The organism is Burkholderia sp. AcTa6-5, assembly GCF_017815075.1.
Taxonomy (GTDB): Bacteria; Pseudomonadota; Gammaproteobacteria; order Burkholderiales; family Burkholderiaceae; genus Burkholderia; species Burkholderia sola.
Window position 1 is genome coordinate 103,438 of sequence record NZ_JAGIQE010000017.1, and the last position, 25,579, is coordinate 129,016.

General features: G+C 62.8%; 32 protein-coding genes and 1 tRNA gene. 2 read left to right on the forward strand and 31 right to left on the reverse strand.

Translation table 11 applies throughout. The annotated features are described in order from the left end of the window. Positions 1–92: 92 nt before the first annotated feature. Genes J8I33_RS22480 through J8I33_RS22490 form a run of 3 tightly spaced genes read right to left on the reverse strand, consistent with a single transcriptional unit; the run spans position 93 to position 2,481 of the window. Positions 93–1,211 (reverse strand): DUF3396 domain-containing protein, encoded by a 1,119-nt coding sequence (locus J8I33_RS22480; RefSeq protein ID WP_209939092.1) that lies wholly within the window; start codon positions 1,209–1,211, stop codon positions 93–95. An 11-nt stretch (positions 1,212–1,222) separates the two neighbouring features. Further along, positions 1,223–1,954 (reverse strand): VRR-NUC domain-containing protein, encoded by a 732-nt coding sequence (locus tag J8I33_RS22485; RefSeq protein WP_084900098.1) that lies wholly within the window; start codon positions 1,952–1,954, stop codon positions 1,223–1,225. Beyond that, the gene (locus tag J8I33_RS22490; RefSeq protein ID WP_209939093.1) at positions 1,951–2,481 is read right to left on the reverse strand and encodes a PAAR domain-containing protein; all 531 of its coding nucleotides are present in this window, start codon (positions 2,479–2,481) and stop codon (positions 1,951–1,953) included. The genes J8I33_RS22485 and J8I33_RS22490 overlap by 4 nt, the downstream gene beginning before the upstream one ends. Before the next feature lie 214 nt (positions 2,482–2,695). Here J8I33_RS22490 and J8I33_RS22495 point away from each other — a divergent pair, with 214 nt between their 5' ends. Further along, on the forward strand, positions 2,696–3,418 hold the full coding sequence (locus tag J8I33_RS22495; RefSeq protein ID WP_209939094.1) for a hypothetical protein: 723 nt from the start codon (positions 2,696–2,698) through the stop codon (positions 3,416–3,418). A gap of 342 nt (positions 3,419–3,760) precedes the next feature. Here the strand turns inward: J8I33_RS22495 and J8I33_RS22500 are convergent, their stop codons facing one another. From J8I33_RS22500 to J8I33_RS22565, 14 genes are all read right to left on the reverse strand, one after another. Then, a complete protein-coding gene (locus tag J8I33_RS22500; protein WP_209939095.1) occupies positions 3,761–4,216 on the reverse strand; it encodes a hypothetical protein in 456 nt (151 codons plus the stop codon). A gap of 2 nt (positions 4,217–4,218) precedes the next feature. Further along, positions 4,219–5,358: a type IV secretion system protein gene (locus J8I33_RS22505; RefSeq protein ID WP_209939096.1), complete on the reverse strand. Its 1,140-nt coding sequence runs from the start codon at positions 5,356–5,358 to the stop codon at positions 4,219–4,221. Between the two features lie 10 nt (positions 5,359–5,368). After that, positions 5,369–5,608: an EexN family lipoprotein gene (locus J8I33_RS22510; RefSeq protein WP_209939097.1), complete on the reverse strand. Its 240-nt coding sequence runs from the start codon at positions 5,606–5,608 to the stop codon at positions 5,369–5,371. 304 nt (positions 5,609–5,912) lie between these two features. Then, positions 5,913–6,644, reverse strand: a complete 732-nt coding sequence (locus J8I33_RS22515; RefSeq protein ID WP_209939098.1) for a DNA-binding protein — start codon at positions 6,642–6,644, stop codon at positions 5,913–5,915. Between the two features lie 3 nt (positions 6,645–6,647). After that, the gene (locus tag J8I33_RS22520; RefSeq protein ID WP_209939099.1) at positions 6,648–6,860 is read right to left on the reverse strand and encodes a DNA-binding protein; all 213 of its coding nucleotides are present in this window, start codon (positions 6,858–6,860) and stop codon (positions 6,648–6,650) included. 303 nt (positions 6,861–7,163) lie between these two features. Then, positions 7,164–8,207 (reverse strand): site-specific integrase, encoded by a 1,044-nt coding sequence (locus J8I33_RS22525; protein ID WP_209939100.1) that lies wholly within the window; start codon positions 8,205–8,207, stop codon positions 7,164–7,166. Positions 8,208–8,214: 7 nt separating this feature from the next. Continuing rightward, positions 8,215–9,135 (reverse strand): hypothetical protein, encoded by a 921-nt coding sequence (locus tag J8I33_RS22530; protein ID WP_209939101.1) that lies wholly within the window; start codon positions 9,133–9,135, stop codon positions 8,215–8,217. A 209-nt stretch (positions 9,136–9,344) separates the two neighbouring features. Then, positions 9,345–9,420: transfer RNA gene (locus tag J8I33_RS22535), tRNA-Thr, on the reverse strand. An 18-nt stretch (positions 9,421–9,438) separates the two neighbouring features. Beyond that, positions 9,439–9,960 (reverse strand): ClpXP protease specificity-enhancing factor, encoded by a 522-nt coding sequence (locus J8I33_RS22540; protein WP_124557212.1) that lies wholly within the window; start codon positions 9,958–9,960, stop codon positions 9,439–9,441. 69 nt (positions 9,961–10,029) lie between these two features. After that, complete coding sequence (locus J8I33_RS22545; RefSeq protein ID WP_006400565.1) at positions 10,030–10,641, reverse strand: glutathione S-transferase N-terminal domain-containing protein; 612 nt, start codon at positions 10,639–10,641, stop codon at positions 10,030–10,032. A 94-nt stretch (positions 10,642–10,735) separates the two neighbouring features. After that, the gene (locus tag J8I33_RS22550; protein WP_006477108.1) at positions 10,736–11,494 is read right to left on the reverse strand and encodes a cytochrome c1; all 759 of its coding nucleotides are present in this window, start codon (positions 11,492–11,494) and stop codon (positions 10,736–10,738) included. Between the two features lie 21 nt (positions 11,495–11,515). Continuing rightward, positions 11,516–12,898 carry a cytochrome bc complex cytochrome b subunit gene (locus J8I33_RS22555; RefSeq protein WP_050013115.1) on the reverse strand — a complete coding sequence of 461 codons (1,383 nt, stop codon included), beginning with the start codon at positions 12,896–12,898 and terminating at the stop codon, positions 11,516–11,518. Beyond that, entirely contained in the window at positions 12,898–13,518 is a 621-nt protein-coding gene (petA, locus tag J8I33_RS22560) for a ubiquinol-cytochrome c reductase iron-sulfur subunit (RefSeq protein WP_050013116.1), read from the reverse strand. Before petA ends, J8I33_RS22555 begins: the two co-directional genes overlap by 1 nt. Positions 13,519–13,736: 218 nt before the next feature. Next, positions 13,737–14,483: a Nif3-like dinuclear metal center hexameric protein gene (locus tag J8I33_RS22565; protein WP_209939102.1), complete on the reverse strand. Its 747-nt coding sequence runs from the start codon at positions 14,481–14,483 to the stop codon at positions 13,737–13,739. Positions 14,484–14,504: 21 nt separating this feature from the next. Here J8I33_RS22565 and J8I33_RS22570 point away from each other — a divergent pair, with 21 nt between their 5' ends. After that, entirely contained in the window at positions 14,505–15,710 is a 1,206-nt protein-coding gene (locus J8I33_RS22570) for a Do family serine endopeptidase (protein WP_050013118.1), read from the forward strand. A gap of 196 nt (positions 15,711–15,906) precedes the next feature. Here J8I33_RS22570 and tatC read toward each other — a convergent pair whose 3' ends face one another. From tatC to hisD, 14 genes are all read right to left on the reverse strand, one after another. Then, entirely contained in the window at positions 15,907–16,695 is a 789-nt protein-coding gene (gene tatC / locus J8I33_RS22575) for a twin-arginine translocase subunit TatC (RefSeq protein ID WP_050013119.1), read from the reverse strand. Between the two features lie 41 nt (positions 16,696–16,736). Beyond that, a complete protein-coding gene (tatB, locus tag J8I33_RS22580) occupies positions 16,737–17,270 on the reverse strand; it encodes a Sec-independent protein translocase protein TatB (protein WP_209939103.1) in 534 nt (177 codons plus the stop codon). A gap of 24 nt (positions 17,271–17,294) precedes the next feature. Beyond that, complete coding sequence (gene tatA / locus J8I33_RS22585; RefSeq protein ID WP_006477115.1) at positions 17,295–17,525, reverse strand: Sec-independent protein translocase subunit TatA; 231 nt, start codon at positions 17,523–17,525, stop codon at positions 17,295–17,297. Between the two features lie 94 nt (positions 17,526–17,619). Next, positions 17,620–17,985, reverse strand: a complete 366-nt coding sequence (locus J8I33_RS22590) for a histidine triad nucleotide-binding protein (protein WP_050013121.1) — start codon at positions 17,983–17,985, stop codon at positions 17,620–17,622. Between the two features lie 31 nt (positions 17,986–18,016). Next, on the reverse strand, positions 18,017–18,409 hold the full coding sequence (locus J8I33_RS22595; RefSeq protein ID WP_050013122.1) for a hypothetical protein: 393 nt from the start codon (positions 18,407–18,409) through the stop codon (positions 18,017–18,019). Positions 18,410–18,479: 70 nt separating this feature from the next. After that, positions 18,480–18,845: a phosphoribosyl-ATP diphosphatase gene (locus tag J8I33_RS22600; protein ID WP_011546603.1), complete on the reverse strand. Its 366-nt coding sequence runs from the start codon at positions 18,843–18,845 to the stop codon at positions 18,480–18,482. Continuing rightward, entirely contained in the window at positions 18,842–19,258 is a 417-nt protein-coding gene (gene hisI, locus J8I33_RS22605; protein ID WP_011546604.1) for a phosphoribosyl-AMP cyclohydrolase, read from the reverse strand. Before hisI ends, J8I33_RS22600 begins: the two co-directional genes overlap by 4 nt. Continuing rightward, entirely contained in the window at positions 19,258–20,031 is a 774-nt protein-coding gene (gene hisF, locus J8I33_RS22610) for an imidazole glycerol phosphate synthase subunit HisF (RefSeq protein ID WP_050013123.1), read from the reverse strand. Before hisF ends, hisI begins: the two co-directional genes overlap by 1 nt. Positions 20,032–20,137: 106 nt before the next feature. Next, a complete protein-coding gene (gene hisA / locus J8I33_RS22615; protein ID WP_006477123.1) occupies positions 20,138–20,893 on the reverse strand; it encodes a 1-(5-phosphoribosyl)-5-[(5-phosphoribosylamino)methylideneamino]imidazole-4-carboxamide isomerase in 756 nt (251 codons plus the stop codon). Between the two features lie 164 nt (positions 20,894–21,057). Then, the gene (gene hisH / locus J8I33_RS22620) at positions 21,058–21,699 is read right to left on the reverse strand and encodes an imidazole glycerol phosphate synthase subunit HisH (protein ID WP_050013124.1); all 642 of its coding nucleotides are present in this window, start codon (positions 21,697–21,699) and stop codon (positions 21,058–21,060) included. Next, positions 21,696–22,316 carry a YchE family NAAT transporter gene (locus J8I33_RS22625; RefSeq protein ID WP_050013125.1) on the reverse strand — a complete coding sequence of 207 codons (621 nt, stop codon included), beginning with the start codon at positions 22,314–22,316 and terminating at the stop codon, positions 21,696–21,698. Before J8I33_RS22625 ends, hisH begins: the two co-directional genes overlap by 4 nt. A 60-nt stretch (positions 22,317–22,376) precedes the next feature. After that, entirely contained in the window at positions 22,377–22,964 is a 588-nt protein-coding gene (gene hisB, locus J8I33_RS22630; protein WP_011546606.1) for an imidazoleglycerol-phosphate dehydratase HisB, read from the reverse strand. Between the two features lie 64 nt (positions 22,965–23,028). Further along, positions 23,029–24,102: a histidinol-phosphate transaminase gene (gene hisC / locus J8I33_RS22635; protein ID WP_124557210.1), complete on the reverse strand. Its 1,074-nt coding sequence runs from the start codon at positions 24,100–24,102 to the stop codon at positions 23,029–23,031. Positions 24,103–24,242: 140 nt separating this feature from the next. Next, positions 24,243–25,559 carry a histidinol dehydrogenase gene (gene hisD / locus J8I33_RS22640; protein ID WP_209926778.1) on the reverse strand — a complete coding sequence of 439 codons (1,317 nt, stop codon included), beginning with the start codon at positions 25,557–25,559 and terminating at the stop codon, positions 24,243–24,245. Positions 25,560–25,579 lie beyond the last annotated feature (20 nt).

The window sequence follows — 25,579 nt, forward strand, 5'->3', positions numbered from 1 at the left end:
TGTGGGCAGCGCAGCCATCCACGGGCGGGCGCGGGTGGACCTCGCACCAAAGGGGCATCAGCGATCTAGCAGATGGCCGATGCTAGTGACCGCTACGTCCCGGCTGCCGGGAGTTTGGGCGTCTTGTGCAGTTCGACCCAATATTCGTTGATACGGTCTGGCTCGACATCAAGCCGACGAAGCCAAGCCTCGGTCGCAACCTGTGTGTTCAGCAGGGGAGCGGTGCTAGTCGCCGTCCCGGTTTGTAACGTGCCGAGCGCATCAGCAATGATCGGACGCAGAGCGCTGTTCAGCAGCACATACGCAGGCGGGGGCTCAGGAGGATGGCCTGGTTCGCCAGCAATACCCGTCTGCGGCGCAACGCCAGCCTGAATGATCAGGCCGCCGTCGTCGTAGCGCTGCTTGCGGAACCAGTCCGGTGGCAGGCCCAGTTTGTCTACTCCCCCCAGTTCCCGCACGAGATCGGCATTGATTGCCGTCAACCAGTCCACCGTCTTGATGTGATCGGTGAGCCGGCGGAGGTTCCGACGCATCGGGTCGCCGACGTCCAGACCAGGGCCGAATTTCCGCGCCCAAAAATATTCCGACGCCTCGTTTGGGCTCCGCTGCAACAGCGACAGGTTCGCGGCATATCCCGCGTGCCCGTGCACCACGTCAAGCTCGTCGACGGCTTGCGCGAAGAGCGCTTGGAACACGTCCGGACAGAGCGTCAGGAAAGCTTGCGGGACAGAGAACGTCGCAACGTCGATGCCTCGGTTCATCGACGCCTGCCAGTCCTCGAGACAGAAAGTCGAAAATTCCATCGTGCCGGCCTCTTGTTTGTCCTCCGCGTTAGAGAGGGCCAGTACGAACGGAGCATCAGCCGGGATGCTCGTCGCCAAGGAGGCGAACGAAGGCCCCTTTTCGAACTCAACCGGCTGCTTGCCATCTTGGTACAGCCATCGCAGCGGAGAGCCTTTGGACGGGTCACGGCCGGCGGCCTTTTCAGCCGCGCGCTGATAAGTCAGCAGCGCATCGGTGTACCGCTGGAAGCAGGCGCTAAGCGCCTTGCGTTTGGCCGGCGTGTGGCCGCCCTTGAAGTAGATAACGGCACGCACGGCGAGGGCCGCGCCTACGATCGCCCGCTGGTGCTTCGGCTCGAATGCGCCGAACGGAAGCGTGCCCGCTCGGTTCGGGTCGTTGGCCCACGCGATCAGTTCGTCCTTCGTCATTGGCATGATGCTTAAAAGGGAAACGGAGTCGGCGGCAGCGCCGGGGGGATGAGCGGCGGGAACAGACTGCCCGAGCGTGCATTGGAGCCGCCGCCAAGGATGCTCTCAAGGTCCGTTTGAGTCTGCTTTGCAGTCGATCGCTGAGATTGCTCATCGGCGTCACCGCAACCGCAATCATCCGGCGTGATGCCCGAGTATTTCGATTCGTCGCCGGCGATGTCCATGTACGCGGCTTCCTGCGTCTTCGAAAATTCGTCGGGCGGGAACTTCATTTCCACCACCTTCCTAATGTTCGACTGTACAGGAGGCTTGGACGGATCGTTCACGATCACGACGTCGGGCCGTCGAAACCAGGTTTTGTCCTCTTGCTTGTATGCATCCATGCCGCCCGGCCAGTATTTCTGAATCCACGCCGGAAGCCACGGATGCGGGGTCGACGGGTCCGATGCGCGCATGATGGGCGTCGGGGGCTCATTCCGCATGTCGTACGAGACTTCCGGCAGGTACGGCGTCGTTTCGCCGGTCAATACCTTCGAGGCGAGGTTCTTTGCTCGCAGTCGCTGTGCGACGCACGATTGGCGGAGGATCTTCGCATCGCGGCTGTAGACGCCTATCGATTTGCAGCGACATAGAGCGTCGCAGAGTACCGCGCGGTCTTCCGGGGATAAGTTGCCCTTGGTCATCCCGACCTGCGTGGTTTTCCCCTGGCCGGCCCCCATGTTGCCCGATGCCGAATTCGTCATTGATCGCTCGCCGGGGCATGTTCGAAGGTCAGCGACGACGCCTGGTGGCTGCTCAGCCAGTCGGTATGGCCGCTCGCGTCCGTTGTGCCTCGGATCGTTTGGCCGTCGGCAGACGTAACAGTGTATGGGTGATTCGCGAGGGGTTCGCGCGACTGGTCGTCGACGAGTTGGAAGCGCCCGCGATATGTGCCGTCGTCTTGCGCGATCGTCTGCGAGACAACGCTTTTCCCCGCGCCGACCGGCCCACCTGCGCCAGACGTCGGCTCCACCGTCGCCATGCCTTGTGACGCGATCAGCGTCGCGCCACAGGCTGTCTTGTCGCCTTCTGTCGCTACGGCTCGGCCACCGAATGTCATGCTGCGCACTCGGACGCCAACAATAGGATAGACGCCGCCACACTTCGGACACGACACCATGTCGCCCTCGAGCGCGAGCGGCTTACCGAAAACGATATTGGTCGATGTGCAGGCGAGCACTCGACCACCATGGCTGGTCGTGTCGCCTTCGCGAATGAATGCCGAACTCATGCAGAATCCTCACAGGAAATCTGCGGCGAATGTAGCACATCCGCTTTTCTTGTTCCTACCATGCTTCTATTGGTGACGTGTCATTTCTAGCGTATTGCCTCGCGCGGAATCTCTTATAATTAGCAATGAATCGGTAACACATAAAATTCCCGCAAAGCCTTATCCAGCAAGGATTTGACTTGCTACTGAATCAATTCCCGGAGAGGACACGAGCATGGTCGTAATCAAGGACCGTGCGGCGCTCATGCAGCGCCTCATGGACGCGGTTATTCAGGGCTATCACAGCTATACATCCGGCACGGTCAAAACAGAGCGTGTACACGCTCTCTGCGAAAAATTCTCCGAACGTTATCTGGTTGCGTTGAATCGCAACCAGCTTGCCTATCGACGTGCGAAATGCCTTGGGAATGCGCGACTGATACTCGCTGATCTAGGTGATCCAAATTGCCTGCACTGGTGGCTGCTGGTTACGGATGGAGCGCACCCAGCTCGAGAACGAGAGAAAGGCTCACGAAAAGCGCGCGAGGACCTGAAAGATGCGCTGAAACCCGGGGAGCGCATCCACGTCTCCGGCTACGAATTGCTGAAGATGGCGCACTCGAAGGCTGTCGGCGGCGGCGTTCGTTTGACGTGGCGCATGACGGATGAAACCAAACGGCAGTGGCGTTATCAGATCCGCGTTGCCGTTCGCGCCCGACAGGCGGATGATGCAGTAGCCCGAGTTACGCGGCTGATGTATACGGCTCCGCGCTTCGATTCCATCAAGGCCCAGGTTGATAAGCTTACGAATTTTCTGCGATCAGAGTGGAGCAGAACCGGGCACGATGCGCAGCTTCTGAGCATTCCTGCGGCGCTAAAATCCATTCCCCGTGTCGCAAGCGACGGGATACCGGTAGCCGAATGGATTGCCGCACGGATGCCAAAACAAGCGGCTTGACGAAGGTGAAAAATTGAACGCAGGTACGGTTTCCAACTTGATTTCCTGCGGCATTCTGATCGCAGGTCTCGCGTTCGCTTTCTGGTTCACGGTGGTGCTGCCGGATCGTGAAAGACTAGCTAAGAGGCAGTCGGGGCCAACCGAGAAATCGATCGGGAAAGGCGGGCGTGACACGTGAAACTGGCGAAGCTTCGCACACCTCGGACAGGATTTTTGTCGTCATCGCAAACGTCCTTTCGGTACGTGAATGAGCGATAGATCGAGGAATATTGGGCGCCGAAGACAGCTCGCGCTACCGCGCGAACAGAGACTAAATCGCCGCCCGGAAGCGGCGTTGTGCAGTCAACGCATGAGCGATCTGGCGACGTTTATCGGCCACAGCCAGACGTAGAAGAGTCGCAGCTGGAGCCGGCTATTCCAGTTCAGGCTGTTGAATTTCTCAGCCGGAATCACCTTGGCCCACCAGCAAAAGCCCATTCCAACGGCGACGTATAGGACGATGTACACGACAAGATAGCTAGTTGGGAAGCGCGACAGCAGCCACATCACAGCGAGAGCGATCGCAAAATTCACCAGCCGTATCGACAAGGCTTCTTGCGGCGACGTGTTCAGATTGGACTGGAACAACCGCTTCTCCCGTTGCTCTCTTTCGACCCGAGCGACGTGGTCGGCGATGGTTTCTCCGCGCAATCTGCTCCCGATGAAGGGGAGCACGAATCTAAAAATTACCGTCGCGGCTACAACAGCCATGCCTGCGATCACAACCGTTCGAAGTGCGTCATTCGATACCTCGATCATCGTTACGTCCCCCTGTTTTGTGAGCCTTGCGATCCTTGAGCGTAGCTGTATCCGCCTCCACTAGACGAGCCGCCCCCAGCGCTGCCCGCCCCGGAATTCGAGCCGCTACCCGTGCCTGCACTGCCTTGCGATCCTCGAGCGTAGCTGTATCCGCTGCCACTCGACGAGTTGCCGCCGGCACTCCCGGCCCCGGAATTCGAGCCGCTGACCGCCCCTGCACTGCCACCCGTGTTACCCCCGGACGGGCTTCCCTCACCTCCGCCGGGGGCCGCGGGAGACGAGCTTGGCTGCGGCAGGAAACGATCAAAATTCGTCTTGACGCCACTCGTCCATCGCGCTGCGAGATCGGGCAAGACCTTCAACAAACCGAGTGCCATAACGGTGACAAGGCCGGCCGTGATGATCGGGCCAATGATGGCCGCGTCCGGGTTCGGTTTGGCCGCGGCCGAGATGGCGCTGTCGTAGAAGTGCATGAAAACACCGAAGCTCATCGCTGTTATCGCTATGAGGATGACGTAGTTCAAGACCGAACCGAGCCAGTTCCCGAAGAGATTGGCGAGCGGCGGGGCCAGCAACATGAAGATGAAGAATGGGCCGAAGCAAACTGAAAGCGCGAGCAGGAACTTCGCAATCAGAATCGAGACAGCGCCCACGCCGCAGATCAGTAGGGTGGAAAGCACGAGCACGATGCCCAGAATGAAAGCCCCAATCCCGGTGCTCGTCAGTAGGCTCGAATTCGCGAAGACCGTGCGCATGACGGTCAGACTGTGGTCGATCGCGCCATCGATCAGGCTTGCTATGGCGCTGTTACTCGCACCCAGGCTCCCGTGTACCAGCAGCTTGGACGCCAGTTCATCGGGCAAGTGGATGGCTGTACTGGCCAGCGTTGTTTCATACAGGCCACCGGCGCCGGCGATCCCCACAATCGCGTAATACTTGAGGAACTTCTCCACGAGGTGCGTGAGCGGTACGCCGCTCGGCCGCAGCATCGTCGCCACGCCATCTATGACGAGCATAATGGTCAGGCCAAGCGCCGCGAGCGGCGTGACCCATGCAATCATCCTGCTAACGTTTTCGGCGACGATCTGGAGCGTCACAGCATCCATGTAGTCGAATATCTGCGTTACCGCATCGAAGGCCATGGTTCGCTCCTTATTGCTCGCGGGCCGCTCTAAGCGCCGCTTCTTTGCCGTAGAAAGTCACCATCGCGTTTGCTTCTTTCGCGTTCAGGCAGTCTGAACCTTGCCGCAGATATTGCGCGGGATCGTTCTCGCATTCCTTGAACCTGCTGGCTCGCTCCGCGTCATGTTCGATATACCAAGCCTTGGTGTGATATTCCTGCCCACAGGCGCCCAGAACGCAGGCAACCAAGACATAGAGGCACTTCTTCATATTCATATCCTCCGCGCAACGTTTTAACGTCGTGACGTTGTAGCGTTGTGACGTCGTAACTTTATAACTTCATAGCGTTATAACGTTAGTAGTTCTACCAAACTTCTCTACGACTCGAAATTTTCACTGGCTCACTTCTAACGAAGATTAACCATGCAGGTCTTCACGCCGTCTTTCAGCGAATGGGACAGCAGATCTAGCATCGTGAAATACGCCTCTTGATCGCTCGGATCGACGAAACTGCTCAAGTTGATGAGAAGCTGGAATGCTTCCTGTGTTCTGGAGATGTTGTGCAGCAAGCCTCTCAGACGAGCGACGTTAGCCGCTTCGTGTTGCTGAGAGCTGCAGGTACACTCAGTTCTAGCCATGATTCACCTCTTGGAAGGTGGGTTGTGGTCAGGCCCGTCTTGGTGTTGGCGCACCTTGGCGGGCCGCTTGCTGCGTCGTCCTGACCTCGCATTGCGTTCGCCCCTATCTCCGCAACGCGCGCGGCTAGCGGCGAGAGCGGCTTGTCAGATGGTGGCCCGGCTGCCTGAGGAGGAACGGCAACACGGATCGCCGCCCGTAACTCCCCGGTCTTCGAGTCCCACGCAAGTCCCGCGCTGGGAATGACTTCGGCACGGGCAAATGCGTCCGGATCGTGCTCGCCGGTTTCCAGCGCCGCCTTGATCCGTGCAAGCCACTTGGAAAGTCTCGTGGGTACATAGTCGACGACGATCGAACACGTCCCTTTTTCCGACACCACATCGAAGCGTTCGCGTGCAACGTAGATAGTCGACTGCCGGAGCTTCCCGACTTTCTTCAGCAAATTTGCTGCCTCGAGGCGCGCCAAGGCCTTTTGTACCGTGGCAGATGCCAAACCCGTGAGCGCCATGAGGCGGCGAACACCTGGATAGCCCGTCCCGGTGTTGAAGTCAGCATGCACCTTAATTGCGTTCAACACGTTCAACGCGTCCGACCCAAGTTTTCGAGCAAGCCCTGATCTGTATAGGTCGTGCTGGACAGTGAGAAAGGTCGTGTCAATGCGCGCTTGCATACCTTATTCCGCAAAGAGGTGTGCAACAGCAGCCGTCTTAAACAAGACACGCCGACCGATCTTGATCCGTGCCGGCAGCAGTTTTCGAGACACATCGTTGTCTCGGGTGAGCGTCACTTGAAGTCCCTCAGGACTACGATGCAATAGCTCCGCCACTTGAGGAAGAGTCAGCAATGCTCCGTAACGCTCGATGATGTTTTCTTCCGTTGAAGTCACTTGAATAACTCCATGCTTTTGTCTTCAACGGAAGATTACGGATGCACCGAACTCCTCACAAGACCACACCAATGTCGCGAATTATAGTCGCGCATTTTATACGCACCGCAAAAACACAATGATAATCAACGTGTTAAACGACAAAATTGATTCAGTGCTAATACCCCCGATCAATTGTGTATCTGTTTGTAACGACGACGTGTACACGCACTCGATATTTTAAAAGAGCGCGTGTACACGTACTCGATCGAGTCGATCACGACTTTGGGAGTGGGACGAATCAAATCACTTAGGCGCAATCAATCAAGCTCGCCGAAGACTATCGAGCCTCTGCACCAGATCCTCAGCTCGCAGATGTGTGTAACGCTTGAGCATTTGCATCGACTTATGGCCGCTAATCGAGGCAACCTCTTGATCGCTCAAACCCGCTTCAACAAGCCGACTGACTGCCTCATGTCGCAGATCGTGGAAATGCAGGTCGGCCATCCCGAGGTCGCGAACGATGCCGGTCCAGAGCTTCTGGAACACATACGGCTTACGCTTCCCGTCTCGCCCTGGCTCGCCAAAAAACACGAGATCGGTGTCGATGGGCCGTATCGGATTATCCAGCGCCGCGCGGAGAACTTCGGCCGCCTCACGCGTCAGCGGGACCAAACGACTGGATCCGTTCTTTGTATCCCTGAGAGTCACGATCCGTCGATCCAAATCTACTTGCGGGCGACATAAGCCAGTGATCTCGGACGATCGCATGCCGGTTTCGACGGCAAGCCGCACGATCCAGCCGAGCATCGGGTTGCTATGGGCGTCGGCGGCCGCGAAGAGACGTTGCTGTTCGTCACGGCTCAATCGCCGGTCCCGGCCGGCACCGGGACTCGGCTTGCGAACGTTGGCGACTGGATTGAACGTCAGGCCAATTCCCCACTCCTGAATCGCCATCCGGAAGAGATGCCCGAGCATTGCCAGCTCGAGACGAACCGTGTTGTTTGATTTGCCGGCCGCGAGGCGTTCATCGCGATACTTGGCAACGAGCTCGGCACTGACGGCCGCCATCGAATACTTCCCGAAAAACGCCTCGAGGTGCTTCGCAGAAAAGCTCTCGCTGCGCTGCGTGGTCGCCTTCTTGGTAACTGACACCTCTTCCATATACCGCTTCAGCGCGGACGACACCGTGAGCTTTTCGGACGGTGCACGCGACAGGTAGACGCCTCGAACCATCTCATCTTCTGTCCGACGCCCCCAGTCCTCGGCATCACGTTTAGTGCGAAAAGTTTTAGCCGCGGTCGGCCAGCCGGTCTTGCGGATGACGGCTTTCCAAGTCCCGGAGGTCGTCTTGACGATCGTAGCCATCTCGATCCTATTTGCAAGCTTTGGCCAACGCTGACAACGGGCGAGCCGGTGACTCAGGCAAGCTAAATGGAGCATCCCCAAATGACCTGATCACGGAGCCCTTCTCGCCCAACAGCACAAAAGTGCTGCCAAAACCCTGCAGCAGGTACAAGACCTCTTTCTGCGCGCCCGAAACCTCTGGATCCGCTAGCAGCACTGACCGGTATTGTGAAAGAGCTGAACGGCCTTCGCAGGCCCAGTTCTGGAGAGCGCTCTTGGAAACCATCGTCGCTGGATATTGGTATGGGATGTGCCCGGTAACTGCCGTATAGACCTTGGCGAAGGCCCGAGCCCCATCCGTCTTTGCCGGATCAAGCAACATGGTCAGAAAGAGGGTGTAGACGCCTGCCGCAATCAGCGTAACCGACCCGGTGAGAATCACGGCAAGGGTAATCAGCCGCGGCGGCTTCGCGCTACGCGTACGACGCGCGTTCCGTGCCATACGACATACGCCTCTGCGACCAAGAACTCGCCACCTCGAACGCTCGGCGATGGCATCGTAGTCCTCTGCGGGCACCTCCTTGCTCGCCGACCTCGCAGCCCAAGCATATCGTCGGCGCAGTCCCAGTTGGTCACATCCATCCTGCCGCTGACGGCGACGCGTGGCAACCGAATGTCGGCCAGTCCACCAATCCGGGCCAACGACATTCAGCCACAGATAGAGAATCGATACCACAATAACAACGGCCACCGTGCGCCAGACACTCTGGAGCCTCACTCCGGCCAGCATTGTGTCGTACAAGTCCGGCTGAAACATCATGCTAGGGACGCCAGCCGTCTCCGCCCAGCCGTCAAGATACGACCGCCCGACCGCATAGTTCAGCGCAGCGGCCATCGTGAATACTAAGGCGATCCCTTCGAATATGTGCTCAGCGAGGTAGGCGCCCATGCGTGCTGCGACATTGGGCTGCGAACGCCCTTCCCCCTCGGAATTACTTGTACTTGTCGTCACAAAACAGTCCCAGTCCGATAGCCCTGCGATGGTCAACGGCACGATATTCAGCCGCCCCAGATCCAAGCAGTGTACCGAAACTGTACTTTTCAGCGCCCAAAAAGCACAAGGGGTTACGTGAAAATCACGTAACCCCTTGATTTTATTGGTGCCGGCTGCAGGACTCGAACCCGCCACCTGATGATTACAAATCAACTGCTCTACCAGATGAGCTAAGCCGGCGTAGCGCGAGATTCTACCTCATTTCACGATCTTGAGGCGAGGTCTGCTGCCGCCTTTCGAGCCGTCGCCGTCGGTTTTCGGCGGTTCGTCGGCGCCTTCGGACGGCTCCTCGTTCGCCCCGCTGTCGGCGACGGGCGCCAACGGCGATACGGACTCGTCGCGCTGCGCGTCATCGGCCGGCGCGGCGTCATCGTCGAACGCACCCGAATCCGCACCCTCGCCTGCAACCGCATCGACCTGGAACGCCATGCCCTGCCCGTTCTCGCGCGCGTAGATCGCGAGCACGTTGGCCACCGGAATCTCGATCTTGTGCGCCTTCCCGGAGAACCGGGCCGTGAACTCGATCCACTCGTTGCCCATCTGCAACTGGCTCGTCGCCTCGAAGCTGATGTTGAGCACGATCTCGCCGTCACGCACGAACTGACGCGGCACGCGCGTCGAGTTGTCGACCCTCACCGCGATATGCGGCGTGTAACCGTTATCGGTGCACCACTCGTACAACGCGCGCAGCAGATAAGGCTTCGTTGAAATCTCTTGCATCACAATCCTCGAACCCGGAGCGGGCGCGCGGCACGCCGCCGCCCGCTCCGTCATGCCTTCATTGCAACATTAACGACGCATGACCTTTTCGGACGGCGTCAGTGCTTCGATGTAGGCCGGACGGCTGAAGATCCGTTCGGCGTACTTCATCAGCGGCGCGGCGTTCTTCGACAGCTCGATGCCGTAGTGATCCAGGCGCCACAGCAGCGGTGCGATCGCGACGTCGAGCATCGAGAACTCTTCGCCGAGCATGTACTTGTTCTTCACGAAGATCGGCGCGAGCTGCGTCAGGCGATCACGGATCGCAAGGCGTGCCTTCTCGTGATTCTTCTCCGCCGCCTTGCCCTTCTCGTTCTCGAGCGTGCTGACGTGGACGAACAGTTCCTTCTCGAAGTTGAGCAGGAACAGGCGCGCACGGGCGCGCTGCACCGGGTCGGCCGGCATCAGTTGCGGATGCGGGAAGCGCTCGTCGATGTACTCGTTGATGATGTTCGATTCGTACAGGATCAGGTCGCGCTCTACCAGGATCGGCACCTGACCGTACGGGTTCATCACCGAAATGTCTTCCGGCTTGTTGAACAGGTCGACGTCGCGGATTTCGAAGTCCATGCCCTTCTCGAACAGCACCAGCCGGCAACGCTGGGAGAACGGGCAAGTTGTGCCGGAATACAGAACCATCATATTTGCGTTTCCTCAAAAAAGCCGAGGGCCGGCACGCGGCGAAACCCCTTTCACGGGTTCCGCCTTGCGCCGGCCCCACGCCGGTCAGGCGTGTTTACTTGATATCTTTCCAGTACGCGGCATTGAGCCGCCAGGCCAGGAAAGTCAGGACACCGAGAAAGATCAGCACCCACACGCCGAGGCGCTTGCGGGTCTGCTGGGCCGGCTCGGACATCCATGTCATATAGGCCACCAGGTCGGCCACCGCAGCATCGTAGTCGGGCGACGACAGCGTGCCCGGCGTGACCTGCTGGAAGCCGACGAGCACGTGGGCCTTCTCGCCCGTCTCCTCGTCCGTCTTGTCTTCGAATTTGGCAACGCGCTGCCCCTGCAGCTGCCACAACACATGGGGCATGCCGACGTTCTCGAACACCGCGTTGTTCCAGCCGGTCGGCCGCGTATCGTCGCGGTAGAAGCTCCGCAGATACGTGTACAGCCAGTCGCGGCCGCGCGCACGCTCCTCGACCGACAGGTCGGGCGGCGTGGTGCCGAGCCAGTTCTTCGCGTCGTCGGGCCGCATCGCCACGGACATCGTGTTCCCGACCTTGTCGGTCGTGAACAGGAGATTCGTTTCGATCTCCTTCTGGGATATGCCCAGATCCGTCAGACGGTTGTAGCGCATCAGGTTCGCGCTGTGGCAGTTCAGGCAATAGTTTACAAACAATTGCGCGCCGTGCTGAAGCGAAACGAGATTTTCCGTGTTATCGGGCGCCCGGTCGAGCGGAAAATTACCTTCCGCCCGCACGGCCGGCGCCGCCAGCAGCGCACAGGCGGTGGCCCCGATCAGCGCGAGTGTCGAAAGCAGTTTCTTCATGTCGTTCTCTCCTCGCTCACGTTAATGGGGCTTGAAGCGTACCCGTTCCGGCGGCTGCTTGAACGTGCCAAGCGGCGTCCAGACGGGCATGCCGAGGAAGAACGCGAAGTAGACCAACGCGCAGAACTGCGCGATCAGCGTCGCCGCCGGCGACGGCGGCCGCGTGCCGAGGAACGCGAGGGTCAGGAATGCCGCGACGAAGATTCCGAGAAACACCTTGTGGAACAGCGGCCGGTAGCGGATCGACTTCACCGGGCTGCGGTCGAGCCACGGCAGGAAGAACAGCGAGATCACCGCCGAGCCCATCACGACGACGCCCCAGAACTTCGACTCGGTCAGATACATGAACACGACGATCGCGGCGGCCAGCACCGGCAGCCCGATCTTCCACTTGCCGCGCGCGCGGATCAGCGCGAGCACGCCGAGCAGCGCGATCACGATCATCAGCACGATCTTGAACGGGTCGGTGGTCGCGCGCAGCATCGCGTAGAACGCGGTGAAGTACCAGACCGGCGCGATCTCGGGCGGCGTCTGCAGCGGGTTCGCCGGGACGAAGTTGTTCGCCTCGAGGAAGTAGCCGCCCATCTCCGGCGAGAAGAACACGATCAGCGCGAACACCATCAGGAACACGCACACGCCGAGGAAATCGTGCACCGAGTAGTACGGGTGGAACGGGATGCCGTCGAGCGGAATGCCGTTTTCGTCCTTTTTCGCCTTGATCTCGATGCCGTCCGGGTTGTTCGACCCGACTTCGTGCAGCGCGACCAGGTGCGCGACGACGAGGCCGACCAGCACGAGCGGGATCGCGATCACGTGGAACGCGAAGAAGCGGTTCAGCGTGACGTCGGACACGACATAGTCGCCGCGAATCCACAGCGACAGGTCCGGGCCGACGAACGGGATCGCCGAGAACAGGTTCACGATCACCTGCGCGCCCCAGAACGACATCTGGCCCCACGGCAGCAGGTAGCCGAAGAACGCCTCGGCCATCAGGCACAGGAAGATCGCGCAGCCGAAGATCCACACGAGCTCGCGCGGCTTGCGGTACGACCCGTACAGCAGCCCGCGGAACATGTGCAGGTAGACGACCACGAAGAACATCGACGCACCGGTCGAGTGCATGTAGCGGATCAGCCAGCCCCACGGCACCTCGCGCATGATGTACTCGACCGACGCGAACGCGAGCGTCGAGTCGGGCTTGTAGTTCATCGTCAGGAAGATGCCCGTGACGATCTGGTTCACGAGCACCAGCAGCGCGAGGGAGCCGAAGAAGTACCAGAAGTTGAAGTTCTTCGGCGCGTAGTACTCGGATACGTGCTTCTTCCAGGTGGACGTGAGCGGGAAGCGCTGGTCGATCCAGCCGGTGAAACCTGTCGTGGAGACTTCCTTGTTGTCGGCGGCCATCACGCTTCTCCTTTCTCGTCCTTGCCGATCACGAGGGTCGTCGCCGACGTGAACATGTAGGGCGGGATGTCGAGATTCTGAGGCGCCGGCTTGTTCTTGAACACGCGACCGGCGAGGTCGTAGGTCGAACCGTGACACGGGCACAGGAAACCACCCGGCCAGTCGTCCGGCAGGTTCGGCTGCGGACCCGGCGTGAAGCGTTGGCTGGGCGTGCAGCCGAGATGCGTACACACGGCCATCACGACGAGAATGTTCTTGCGATCGGCCCGTGCCCGATATTCGTTCGCGCAATACGCGGGCAACGGCATCGAATACGGGGATTTCGTGGTCGGATCGGCCACTTCCTTGTCGGCCTTGACCACGTCGGCCAGCATCGAATCGGTGCGATTCAGGATCCAGACGGGTTTGCCGCGCCACGGCACGGTGACCATTTCGCCGGGCTTCAGGCCACTGATATCGATCTCGACCGGTGCACCGGCCGCTTTCGCTTTCGCGGACGGCGCAAGCGACGCCGCGAAAGGTATGACGGTGGCTACGCCTCCTACGCCACCTGCTACGGATGTCGCAATCAGCCAGGTACGGCGGCCGCTGTCGACGCGTTTCTCTTCCTTGTCTCGCATCACACGCCCCACTTCTGAGTTGGATTTTCCGTCACGACTTTCCATTCCGCCGCTAGTTTGCGCGAATGGAGTCGCCATTTACAAGGCCCGGAGATGAAAATCCCTTCGAAGTGTTTGATAGTTAAGGGTTATCCCCCACTATCGGAGCGATTAAATCATTTCGCTTTTAAGCGGATGCTACATAGAGAAATTTCGATGCACCGCCGCAAATCCGTCGCTCAGACCGGATTATGAATATCGATAAAAAGGTGTTCGAGATCGAATTCCTCGGACAAGTGGCGCCCCAGCGCCTGGATTCCGTAGCGCTCGGTCGCATGGTGCCCCGCCGCAACGAACGCGACGCCGCTTTCCGCGGCCGCGTGCGTGGTCGACTCGGACACCTCGCCGGTCAGGAACACGTCCGCGCCGGCGTCGATCGCCGCGTCGAAGTAGCTCTGCGCGGCGCCCGTGCACCACGCGATGCGGCGCAGCTGCGTGTCGGGATCGCCGAGCACGAGCGGCGTGCGGCCGAGCGTGCGCTCGACCTTCGCGACGAAATGCTCGAGCGTGACCGGCATCGGCAGCGTCGCCATCCAGCCGAGATCGCCTTCGCCGAAACGCTGCTCGCCGATCAGGCCGAGCTTTTCGCCGAGCTGCGCGTTGTTGCCCAGTTGGGGATGCGCGTCGAGCGGCAGGTGGAACGCGAACAGGTTCAGGTCGTTCGCGAGCAGCAGCTTCAGCCGCTGATACTTGCGGCCGGTGATCTGCGGCGCCTCGTTGCGCCAGAAATAGCCGTGATGGACGAGCACGGCATCCGCCCCCCATTCGAGCGCGGCTTCGAGGAACGCGACCGACGCCGTCACGCCGGTGGCGATCTTCTCGATCTTGCGGCGCCCTTCGACCTGGAGGCCGTTCGGGCAATAGTCCTTGAAGCGCGCGGTTTCAAGGGTATTGTTCAAGTACAATTCGAGTTCGATCCGATCCATATAAACCTCTAATCCATTCAGATGCTTAGACGCTTCTGGCTGTTCTTCGCGCAGGCGGTAACCATACTGCTCGCGCTGATGTTCATCGTCGTGACGCTCAAGCCGCAATGGCTGCAACGGCAAGGACAGCTCGGCAAGCAGCTCGCCACGCCGATCGTCGCGCTGCGCGAGGTCGCGCCGGGCATCGGCGGCGCTCCGGCGACCACGTCGTATGCCGAAGCCGCGCAGAAGGCGATGCCGGCCGTCGTCAACGTGTTCTCCAGCAAGGACGGCTCGCTGCCGCCCGACCCGCGCGCGAAGGATCCGCTGTTCCGCTACTTCTTCGGCGACCGCAACGCCCGCAAGCAGCAGGACGAGCCGGCCGCCAACCTCGGCTCGGGCGTTATCGTGAGCCCTGAAGGTTACATTCTAACGAACCAGCACGTCGTCGACGGCGCCGACCAGATCGAAGTCGCGCTCGCCGACGGCCGAACGGGCACCGCGAAGGTGATCGGCAGCGATCCCGAAACCGATCTCGCGGTGCTGAAGATCAACATGACGAACCTGCCGACAATCACGCTCGGCCGCTCCGACCAGTCGCGCGTCGGCGACGTCGTGCTCGCGATCGGCAACCCGTTCGGCGTCGGCCAGACGGTCACGATGGGGATCATCAGCGCGCTCGGCCGCAACCACCTCGGCATCAATACGTTCGAGAACTTCATCCAGACCGACGCACCGATCAACCCCGGCAACTCCGGCGGCGCGCTGGTCGACGTGAACGGCAATCTGCTCGGCATCAACACGGCGATCTACTCGCGCTCGGGCGGCTCGCTCGGCATCGGTTTCGCGATTCCGGTTTCGACCGCCCGCACGGTGCTCGAAAGCATCATCACGACGGGTTCGGTCACGCGCGGCTGGATCGGCGTCGAGCCGCAGGACGTCACGCCGGAAATCGCCGAGTCGTTCGGGCTCCAGCAGAAATCGGGCGCGATCGTCGCGGGCGTGCTGCAAGGCGGCCCGGCCGACAAGGCCGGCATCAAGCCGGGCGACATCCTGGTGAGCGTCAATAGCGAGGACATCACCGACACGACGAAGCTGCTGAACGTCGTCGCGCAGATCAAGCCGGGCACGCCGACCAAGGTGCACGTCGTACGCAAGGGCAAGCAGTTCGACGTGAACGTCGTGATCGGCAAGCGCCCGCCGCCGCCGAAGCAGACGCTCGACGAGCAGGACGGCGATAGCGAATGACGGTCGGCGGGCGGCACGCCGCCTGCCGGTCATGATGCGACGCGGAAACGGAAAAGGGCAGCCGGTTGGCTGCCCTTTTGCTTTGCTTCAAACGACGTCCGGTGCCGGAAGGTAGCTTTGCGATGCGCTGGCTGGCGGCCCACCGCGGTACCGGGCGCCTCCGGCCGGGCCGGAAAGCCGCCCCGGCGCCGCGCCGTCAACTCGCGGCTTCGCCGTTCCCCGCCTCGCCCTCTTCTACCGGCTTCTTCGGCACGAAGAACCGCGCGGCCAACAGGCCGATCTCGAACAGCACGATCAGCGGCAGCGCGAGCATCAGTTGCGAGAACACGTCCGGCGGGGTGACGACCGCCGCGACCACGAATGCGCCGACGATCACGTACGGCCGCATCTCCTTCAGCTTCTTCAGGGACAGCACGCCCATCCTGACGAGCAGCACGACGACGATCGGCACCTCGAACGTGACCCCGAACGCGATGAACATCCCGAGCACGAAGCTCAGGTAGTTGTCGATGTCGGTCGTCATCTCGGCGCCGAGCGGCGCGTTGTAATGCGCCATCACGCGGAAGATCGTCGGGAACACGAGGAAGTACGCGAACGCCATCCCGCACAGGAACAGCACGTAGCTGCTGCCGACGAGTGGCGTGACGAGCTTCTTCTCGTGCTGGTACAGCCCCGGCGCGACGAACGCCCAGATCTGGTACAGCACGATCGGCAGCGCGATCACGAGCGCGACGAGCATCGTGACCTTCATCGGCACGAAGAACGAGCCGGTGACGTCGGTGACGATCATCTTGCCGTCTTTCGGCAGGTTCTCCATCAACGGCCGCGCGAGCAGCTTGAAGATGTCCGGCGCCCAGTACACGAGCCCGACGAACACGACGATCACGGCCAGCCCCGCGCGAATGATGCGATCGCGAAGCTCGACGAGATGGGAAATGAAGGTTTCTTCCGGGGCGTCGCCCGGGTTCTGCTGGGGGTCGCTCACACCGGCCCTCGGTAGGATTGACGAGCGAGCATGCGCTCGACTCAGAAGAAGCGCGTCGGCCGGCGCAGGCTGGCCGGCTGGTGGCGCGCGACACGCGCGGCGCCCGACTGCACGTGCGTGCGGCGGGTCGTCGCGCGCTTGTACCAGACAGGCGTCGCCGCCTGCTTGATGCGCCAGTTGCGACGCTTCGGCGCAAGCGCGGCCGGGCTGCCGCCACGCCACGACGGCGCCGCGGGCGTGTCGCTACCGTGCAGGCCGGCATCGACCGAGCCTTCGTTGAGACCGCCGACCGCGGAATGCCACGTGTCGTTCAGTTCCTTCTCGTGCTCGCGCAGGTTATCGTGAATCGTCGTCTCGACATTGCGCGCGGCCGATTCGAAATCGGTCTTCATCGTCCGCAGCGCGTCGAGTTCGATTTCGCGCGAGACCTCGGCCTTCACGTCGTTGATGTACCGCTGCGCGCGGCCGAACAGCGCGCCTGCCGTACGCGCGACGCGCGGCAGGCGCTCGGGGCCGAGCACGACGAGCGCGACGACGCCGATCAGCGCCATCTTTGAAAGACCGAGATCCAGCATCGCGAATGCCTCAGCGTGCCGGCGTTACGCCTTGTTCGAATCGGAACGCGTCGTTTCCTTCGCGTTGACGTCGACCGCGCCCGAACGCGGCAGTTGCTGCGCGTCGGCCGGCGTTTCGCCTTCCTTCATGCCGTCCTTGAAACCCTTCACGGCGCTGCCGAGATCGTTGCCGATGTTGCGCAGCTTCTTCGTACCGAAAACCAGCGCGACGATCAGCAGCACGATCAGCCAGTGCCAAATGCTCAATCCACCCATGATGAAACCTCTCCTCAACCACGCCGCGGTGCGGCGTAAATCGCCGGCGGCGCGCCGGCTTCGACTATCGGATGCGGGGAAACGCCCCGCGTCGTCAACCCATCCGTTGCCACGGGCGCGGGCCGGCCAGGATATGCGCGTGCAGGTGGTAGACCTCCTGCCCGCCGCCCGGGCCCGTGTTGATCACCGTGCGAAAACCGGTTTCGCCGCCCGTATACGCGACGCCGAGCTGGTCGGCCAGACGCGCGACGAGCAGCATCAGCCGGCCGAGCATCGGCGCATCGGCGTCGACCGCCGCCGACAGCGTCGGCAGGTGCCGGCGCGGAATCACGAGCACGTGCGTGTCGGCCGCCGGGCGGATGTCGCGGAACGCGACGAATTCGTCGTCCTCGTGCACCTTCGTGCTCGGGATCTCGCCTGCCGCAATCTTGCAGAACAGGCAATTCGGATCGTGACTCATGTTGCTCCTGCAAACGCCCGCGTGCGGCCGGTCAGAACCACGCCTGCGGATCGAGCGTCTTGTTGTCGTTCAGGTACAGCCAACCCTTGATGATACGGTACAGCGTCCAAATCCACGTGACAAACATCACGACGAATCCGACCACGACGAACATCAGCGCGAACCCGATCACGTAGGCGATCAGCGCGCGCCAGAACGTGCGGATCTGCCACTCGAAGTGATCGGCGTACGGCGTGCCGGCCACGTCGCCGCGCTTCACGTAGTTGATGATGATCGCGATGATGCCCGTGACGCCGCCCGTCAGCCAGTGAAACGCGTAAAGACCGTACAGCACGTGGGTCAGCGTGCGCAGCCCGTTCAGGCGCTCGGCATCCGCGGCGCCCGGCACCGCCGGCGTCGGAAACTGGTTCGACGTATCGTTCATGATGCTACCCCCGTTAGATGACAATTCTTACAGCTTACCGCACTGTTGCCACCGCGGCGGGCCCTGTTCGTCAGCCGCCGTTTTCCTCGCGCTCGCGGCGCTTGCGCAGCGCTTTTTCCTCGATGCCCGACAAGCCTTCGCGGCGCTCGAGCTCGGCGATCACGTCGGCCGGGCTCAGGTCGAAATGCGACAGCATCACGAGGCAGTGGAACCACAGGTCGGCCACCTCGCCGACGAGCGCGCTCGGCGCGCCGCCCTGGCGCACGTCCTTCGCGGCCAGCACGACTTCCGTCGCCTCTTCGCCGATCTTCTTCAGCACGGCGTCGTCGCCCTTGTGGAACAGGCGCGATACGTACGATTGATCGGGATCGCCGCCCTTGCGGCTGTCGATCACGGCCGCGAGGCGCAGCAGCGTGTCTTCGGTCGATTGCGTCATTTGTAGATGTGTTCGGGATCTTTCAGCACCGGCTCGACCGCGACCCAGTCGCCGCCGTCCACCGTACCTTCGAATTTCTGGAAGAAGCACGAATGCCGGCCGGTGTGGCACGCGATGCCCGACACCTGCTCGACCTTCAGCAGCACGACGTCCTCGTCGCAGTCGAGCCGCACCTCGTGCACGTGCTGCACGTGGCCCGACTCCTCGCCCTTGAACCACAGGCGCTTGCGCGAACGCGAATAATAGACCGCGCGCTGCGTCTCGATCGTCTTCGCGAGCGCCTCGCGGTTCATCCACGCGAACATCAGCACGTCGTTCGTCGACGCTTCCTGCGCGATCACCGGCACGAGGCCGTTGTCGTCCCAACGGACCTTGTCGAGCCACGCGGGCAAGGATTTCGTTTCGGTATTCATCACAGCCTCACCGCGATGCCCTGGTCGGACATGAAGCGCTTCGCCTCGCCGACCGTGTGCTCGCCGTAGTGGAAGATGCTCGCGGCCAGCACCGCGTCGGCGCGGCCGTCCTTGATGCCGTCCGCGAGATCCTGCAGGCAGCCGACGCCGCCCGATGCGATCACCGGCACCGGCACCGCGTCCGACACGCCGCGCGTGAGCGCGAGGTCGAAGCCCGATTTCGTGCCGTCGCGGTCCATGCTCGTGAGCAGGATCTCGCCCGCGCCGAACTCGGCCATCTTGCGCGCCCATTCGATCGCGTCGAGGCCCGTGTTCTTGCGGCCGCCGTGCGTAAACACTTCCCAGCGCGGCGTCTCGCCGTCGGCCGACACGCGCTTCGCGTCGATCGCGACGACGATGCACTGCGAGCCGTACTTGTCGGCCGCGTCGCGCACGAGTTGCGGATTCGCGACCGCCGATGAATTCATGCTGACCTTGTCCGCGCCCGCGTTCAGCAGGCGCCGCACGTCCTCGACGGCGCGCACGCCGCCGCCGACGGTCAGCGGAATGAAGACCTGCGATGCGACGGCTTCGATGATCGGCAGGATCAGGTCGCGCTGGTCGGACGTCGCGGTGATGTCGAGAAAGGTCAGTTCGTCGGCACCCTGGTCGTCGTAGCGGCGGGCGATTTCGACGGGGTCGCCGGCGTCGCGCAGCTCGACGAAATTGACGCCCTTGACGACACGCCCGGCGGTCACGTCCAGGCAGGGGATGATGCGTTTAGCTAGAGCCATGATGTTGCGCCAAATGCCGCGCTGGGACGGCCGGTTGCGGAAGCCTCGCGCGAGGCTTCCGGTCGGGGCCGCCCGCGGGCGGCCCCGGCGAACGGGACGGACGCGGTTACGCGTTGTCGAGTTCGCCGTTCAGTTCGTCCGCGCGCTTTTGCGCGGCCGCGAAATCGAGATCGCCGGAGTAGATCGCCCGGCCGCAGATCACGCCTTCGACGCCGTGCTCTTCCACCTCGCACAGGCTCTCGATGTCCGTGAGGTTCGACAGGCCGCCCGATGCGATCACCGGGATGCCGACCGCCTGCGCGAGCTTCACGGTCGCGTCGATGTTGATGCCCTGCAGCATCCCGTCGCGGCCGATGTCCGTGTAGACGATCGATTCGACGCCGTAGTCCTCGAACTTCTTCGCGAGGTCGATCACCTCGTGGCCGGTCAGCTTGCTCCAGCCGTCGGTCGCGACCTTGCCGTCCTTCGCGTCCAGCCCGACGATGATGCTGCCGGAGAACGCGGTGCACGCGTCCTGCAGGAAGCCCGGGTTCTTCACGGCCGCGGTGCCGATGATCACGTAGGACAGGCCGGCGTCGAGATACTTCTCGATCGTCTCGAGGCTGCGGATGCCGCCGCCGAGCTGGACCGGGATTTCGTCGCCGACTTCGTCGAGGATCGCTTCGATCGCCTCGAGGTTCTTCGGCTTGCCGGCGAATGCGCCGTTCAGGTCGACGAGATGGAGCCGCCGGGCGCCGAGATCGACCCATTTGCGGGCCATCGCCGCCGGGTCCTCGGAGAAAATCGTGGCCTGGTCCATATCGCCCTGTTTGAGGCGCACACACTGACCGTCTTTGAGGTCGATGGCCGGAATCAGCAACATAGCAATCGGGTGTCGTCGTGGAAAATGAAAAGAATCAGGCGCGTACCGGCCAAACCGGTGCCGCGCCGTCTCGCTAGTTTAGTACAACTCTTTCGGCGCTTACGCGCGAGCGCCCCGCGCGACAGGCCGTTCGGCCAGGTCGACTGTGGCTCGCGCGCCACGTTTTACGGCTTCCAGTGGACGAAGTTGCGATACAGACGCAATCCGACCTCCGCGCTTTTCTCCGGGTGGAATTGGGTCGCGAAGATGTTGTCCCGCGCGACCGCGGACGTAAACGGCGCGCCGTAGGCCGTTTCGCCAACCGTGTGCGCCGGGTTGTCCGGGCTCACGTAATAGCTGTGCACGAAGTAGAAATACGCGTCGTCGGGCACGCCGTCCCACAGCGGGTGCGGCTGCGCCTGGCGCACGCGGTTCCAGCCCATCTGCGGCACCTTGAAGCGCGAGCCGTCGTCCTGCAATTGGCCGTCGAGATCGAAGCGCACGACCTTGCCGGGCAGCAGGCCCAGGCCCTTCGTGTCGCCTTCCGCGCTCCAGTCGAACAGCATCTGCTCGCCGACGCACACGCCGAGCAGCGGCTTCGTGCGCGACGCGTCGATCACGGCCTCCTGGAGGCCCGACTCGCCGAGGCAGCGCATGCAGTCGGGCATCGCGCCCTGGCCGGGCAGCACGACGCGGTCGGCCGCGCGAATCGCGGCCGGCGTGTCGACGATCGCCACGTCGGCGGCCGGTTCGGCCTTCTTGAGCGCCTGCGCGACCGAGCGCAGGTTACCCATCCCATAATCCACAATCGCAATCGAAGTTTTCATCTCAGTGCAGGCAGTAGCGCCCTCAGTCCATTGACGATGAATTCCACCGCCAGCGCCGACAGCATCAGACCCATCAGCCGCGTGGCGATGTTGATGCCGGTGCGGCCGATCCAGGTCGCGATCGGCTCGGCGAGCCGCATCGCGACGAAACACAGAAAAGCCAGGACCGCGCCGATCGCGACCAGCCCGGCCCGCTCATACCAGTGATGCGCGTTCGCCGCATAGATGATCACCGTGCTGATCGAGCCGGGGCCCGTGAGCAGCGGAATCGCGAGCGGCACGACCGCGATGTTGTCCTTCAGCTCGGCTTCGTGGCGCTCCTCCGGCGTCGACCGCGTGTTGCCGATCTGCGCGTTCAGCATGTTGATCGCCATCAGCAGCATGATGATCCCGCCGCCCACTTCGAGCGACCCGACCGAAATGCCGAAGAAGTTGATGATCTGCTGCCCGAGCAGCGCGGTCACCGTCATCACGCAGAACACCGACACCGATGCGATCCGGATCGTGCGCCGCCGCTCGTCGTCCGTCTGCTGCGCCGTCAGGCTCAGGAAGAACGGCACCGCGCCGACCGGATTGATCAGCGCGAGCAGCGAAATGAACGATTTGAGCAGATCCATCGCAAGCCGGCGCGCCGCGCCGAAGCCGTGAGGTTGTCCTTGGCGTCGTCCGTTCGGAAGTTAGAGGCTGCCTTTCGTCGACGGAATCTGCCCCGCCGCGCGCTCGTCGAGCTCCACCGCCGCGCGCAGCGCGCGGCCGAAGGCCTTGAACACGGTCTCGAGCTGATGGTGCGCGTTGATCCCGCGCAGGTTGTCGATATGCAGCGTGACGCCCGCGTGGTTCACGAACCCGCGGAAGAATTCGATCGACAGGTCGACGTCGAACGTGCCGATCCGCGCGCGCGTGAACGGCACGTGGAATTCGAGGCCCGGCCGGCCGGAGAAGTCGATCACGACGCGCGACAGCGCCTCGTCGAGCGGCACGTACGAATGGCCGTAGCGGCGGATGCCCTTGCGGTCGCCGATCGCCTTCGCGACGGCCTGACCGAGCGTGATGCCGACATCCTCGACCGTGTGGTGATCGTCGATATGCGTGTCGCCGTGCGCTTCGACCTCGAGATCGACCAGACCGTGTCGCGCGATCTGGTCGAGCATATGGTCGAGAAACGGCACGCCGGTGGCCAGCTTCTGCCGGCCGGTGCCGTCGAGATCGAGCTTCACACGGATCTGCGTTTCGCTGGTATTGCGAACGACTTCCGCCACACGCATGGCAATTCCTTGATTGAGTCTATGTAAATGGGGATTGATCGTCGCGCGCCGCCGCGCCCTGGGCTCAACCGGGCAGCGCGAGTTTCAAGGCGGCCAGCAGGCGGGCGTTTTCGTCGGGAGAACCGACGGTCAGCCGCACGCATTCGGCCAGTAACGGATGCATTTTACTCACGTTTTTGACCAGCACCCGCTCGGTGAGCAGCGCATCGAACACGGCCGCGGCGTCCGGCACGCGCACCAGCAGGAAATTGCCGGCGCTCGGGAACACCGTCGCGCCCGGCAGCGCGGCCACCGCCTGCGCGAGGCGCGCGCGTTCCGCGCGCAATTCGGCCGCCTGCGCGTCGAGCACGTCGAGGTGGTCGAGCAGGAAATCGGCGGTCGCCTGGGTCAGCACGTTGATGTTGTACGGCGGACGCACCTTGTCGAACTCGTTCAGCCATGCGGGCGAGCCGACCAGATAGCCGAGCCGGATGCCCGCGAGGCCGAGCTTCGACACCGTGCGCATCACGACGACGTTGTCGAACTCGCCGGCGCGCGGCAGCCACGAACGCTCGGCGAACGGCTGGTACGCCTCGTCGATCACGATCAGGCTGTGCCGCGCGGCCGCGACGATCCGCTCGACGTCGGCGTCGTCGTACAGCGTGCCGGTCGGGTTGTTCGGATACGCGAGATAGACGATCGCCGGCCGGTGCTCGGCGATCGCCGCAAGCAGCGCGTCGGCGTCGAGCGTCAGGTCCGCCTTCAGCGGTACGCCGACGAATTCGAGCTGCGCGAACTTCGCCGACAGCTCGTACATCACGAAGCCCGGCACCGGTGCGAGCACCTTGGCGCCCGGCTTCGCGCACGCGACCGAGATCATGCTGATGATTTCGTCGGAGCCGTTGCCGAGCAGCACGTCGCAGCCGGCCGGCACGCGCATCGCATGGCGCAGCTTGTCGAGCAGCGCGGCCGGACGCGGCGCCGGGTAGCGGTTCAGCGCGACCTGCGCGAGCCGCTCGCCGAGCGCCGCGGCGAGCGGCGCCGGCAGCGAATACGGGTTCTCCATCGCGTCGAGCTTCACGAACCCGCTCGCGTCGGGAACCGGATAGCTCGTCATCGCGAGCACGTCGCGGCGGATGATGTCTTGTGGCGTCGTCATGGTCTCAAGCCGGCGTGCATCGCGCCGGCATCAAATGGTCGGCAAGGCGGCGGCTGCCGCCCTGCGCTCGTCCCCTGCCCCGATCCGGGGCGACCGGCGCCGGCGCCGCGGCGCCCGCCCGGCCCGCGCACCCTGCGCGGTCAGCCCTTCATCCGGAACTCGGCGCTCCTTGCGTGCGCCTGCAGCCCTTCGCCGTAGGCGAGCTCGGACGCGATCTCGCCAAGCGTCTGCGCGCCTTCCGCGCTGACCTCGATCAGGCTCGAGCGCTTGATGAAGTCGTACACGCCAAGCGGCGACGAGAAGCGCGCGGTGCGCGACGTCGGCAGCACGTGGTTCGGGCCCGCGCAGTAGTCGCCGAGGCTCTCGCTCGTGTAGCGGCCGAGGAAGATCGCGCCCGCGTGGCGGATCTGCTGGCCCCATTGCTGCGGCTCCAGCGCCGAAATTTCGAGGTGTTCCGGCGCGATGTCGTTCGCGATCCGGCACGCCTCGGCCATGTCGCGCACCTTGATCAGCGCGCCGCGGCCTTCGAGCGACGCGCGGATCACGTCCTGGCGCGGCATCGTCGGCAGCAGCTCGTCGATCGCCTTCTCGACGCGATCGAGGAACGCACCGTCCGGGCACAGCAGGATCGACTGCGCGAGTTCGTCGTGCTCGGCCTGCGAGAACAGGTCCATCGCGACCCAGTTCGGATCGGTCGTGCCGTCGCACAGCACGAGGATTTCCGACGGCCCGGCGATCATGTCGATACCGACCGTGCCGAACACGCGGCGCTTCGCCGACGCGACGTACGCGTTGCCGGGGCCGCAGATCTTGTCGACGGCCGGCACCGTCGCCGTGCCGTACGCGAGCGCGCCGACCGCCTGCGCGCCGCCGATCGTGAACACGCGATCGACGCCGCCGAGCAGCGCCGCGGCAAGCACGAGGTCGTTCTTCACGCCGTCCGGCGTCGGCACGACCATCACGATCTCGCCGACCCCCGCGACGCGCGCGGGAATCGCGTTCATCAGCACCGACGACGGATACGCGGCCTTGCCACCCGGCACGTACAGGCCGACGCGGTCGAGCGGCGTGACCTTCTGGCCGAGCACCGTGCCGTCGCTTTCCGTGTACTGCCAGCTATGCGTGCCGCACTCGATCTTCTGCTTCTCGTGGTACGCGCGCACCCGCGCCGCCGCCGCTTCCAGCGCCGCGCGCGCCTTCGGCGCGAGGCCGTCGAGCGCCGTCTGCAGCGCGTCCTGCGGCAGTTCGAGCGCGGCGACGCTGTTCGCGCTCAGCCGGTCGAAGCGGTTCGTGTACTCGAGCACCGCGGCGTCGCCGCGCGACTTCACGTCGGCGAGGATCTGCGCGACCGACTGCTCGATCGCTTCGTCTTCGCTCGCCTCGAATGCGAGCACGGCGCGCAGCGCGGCGCCGAAGCCTTCGTTCGTCGAATCGAGCTTGCGGATGGTGATGGCCATGGGAGTTCCGTTACGGTGAT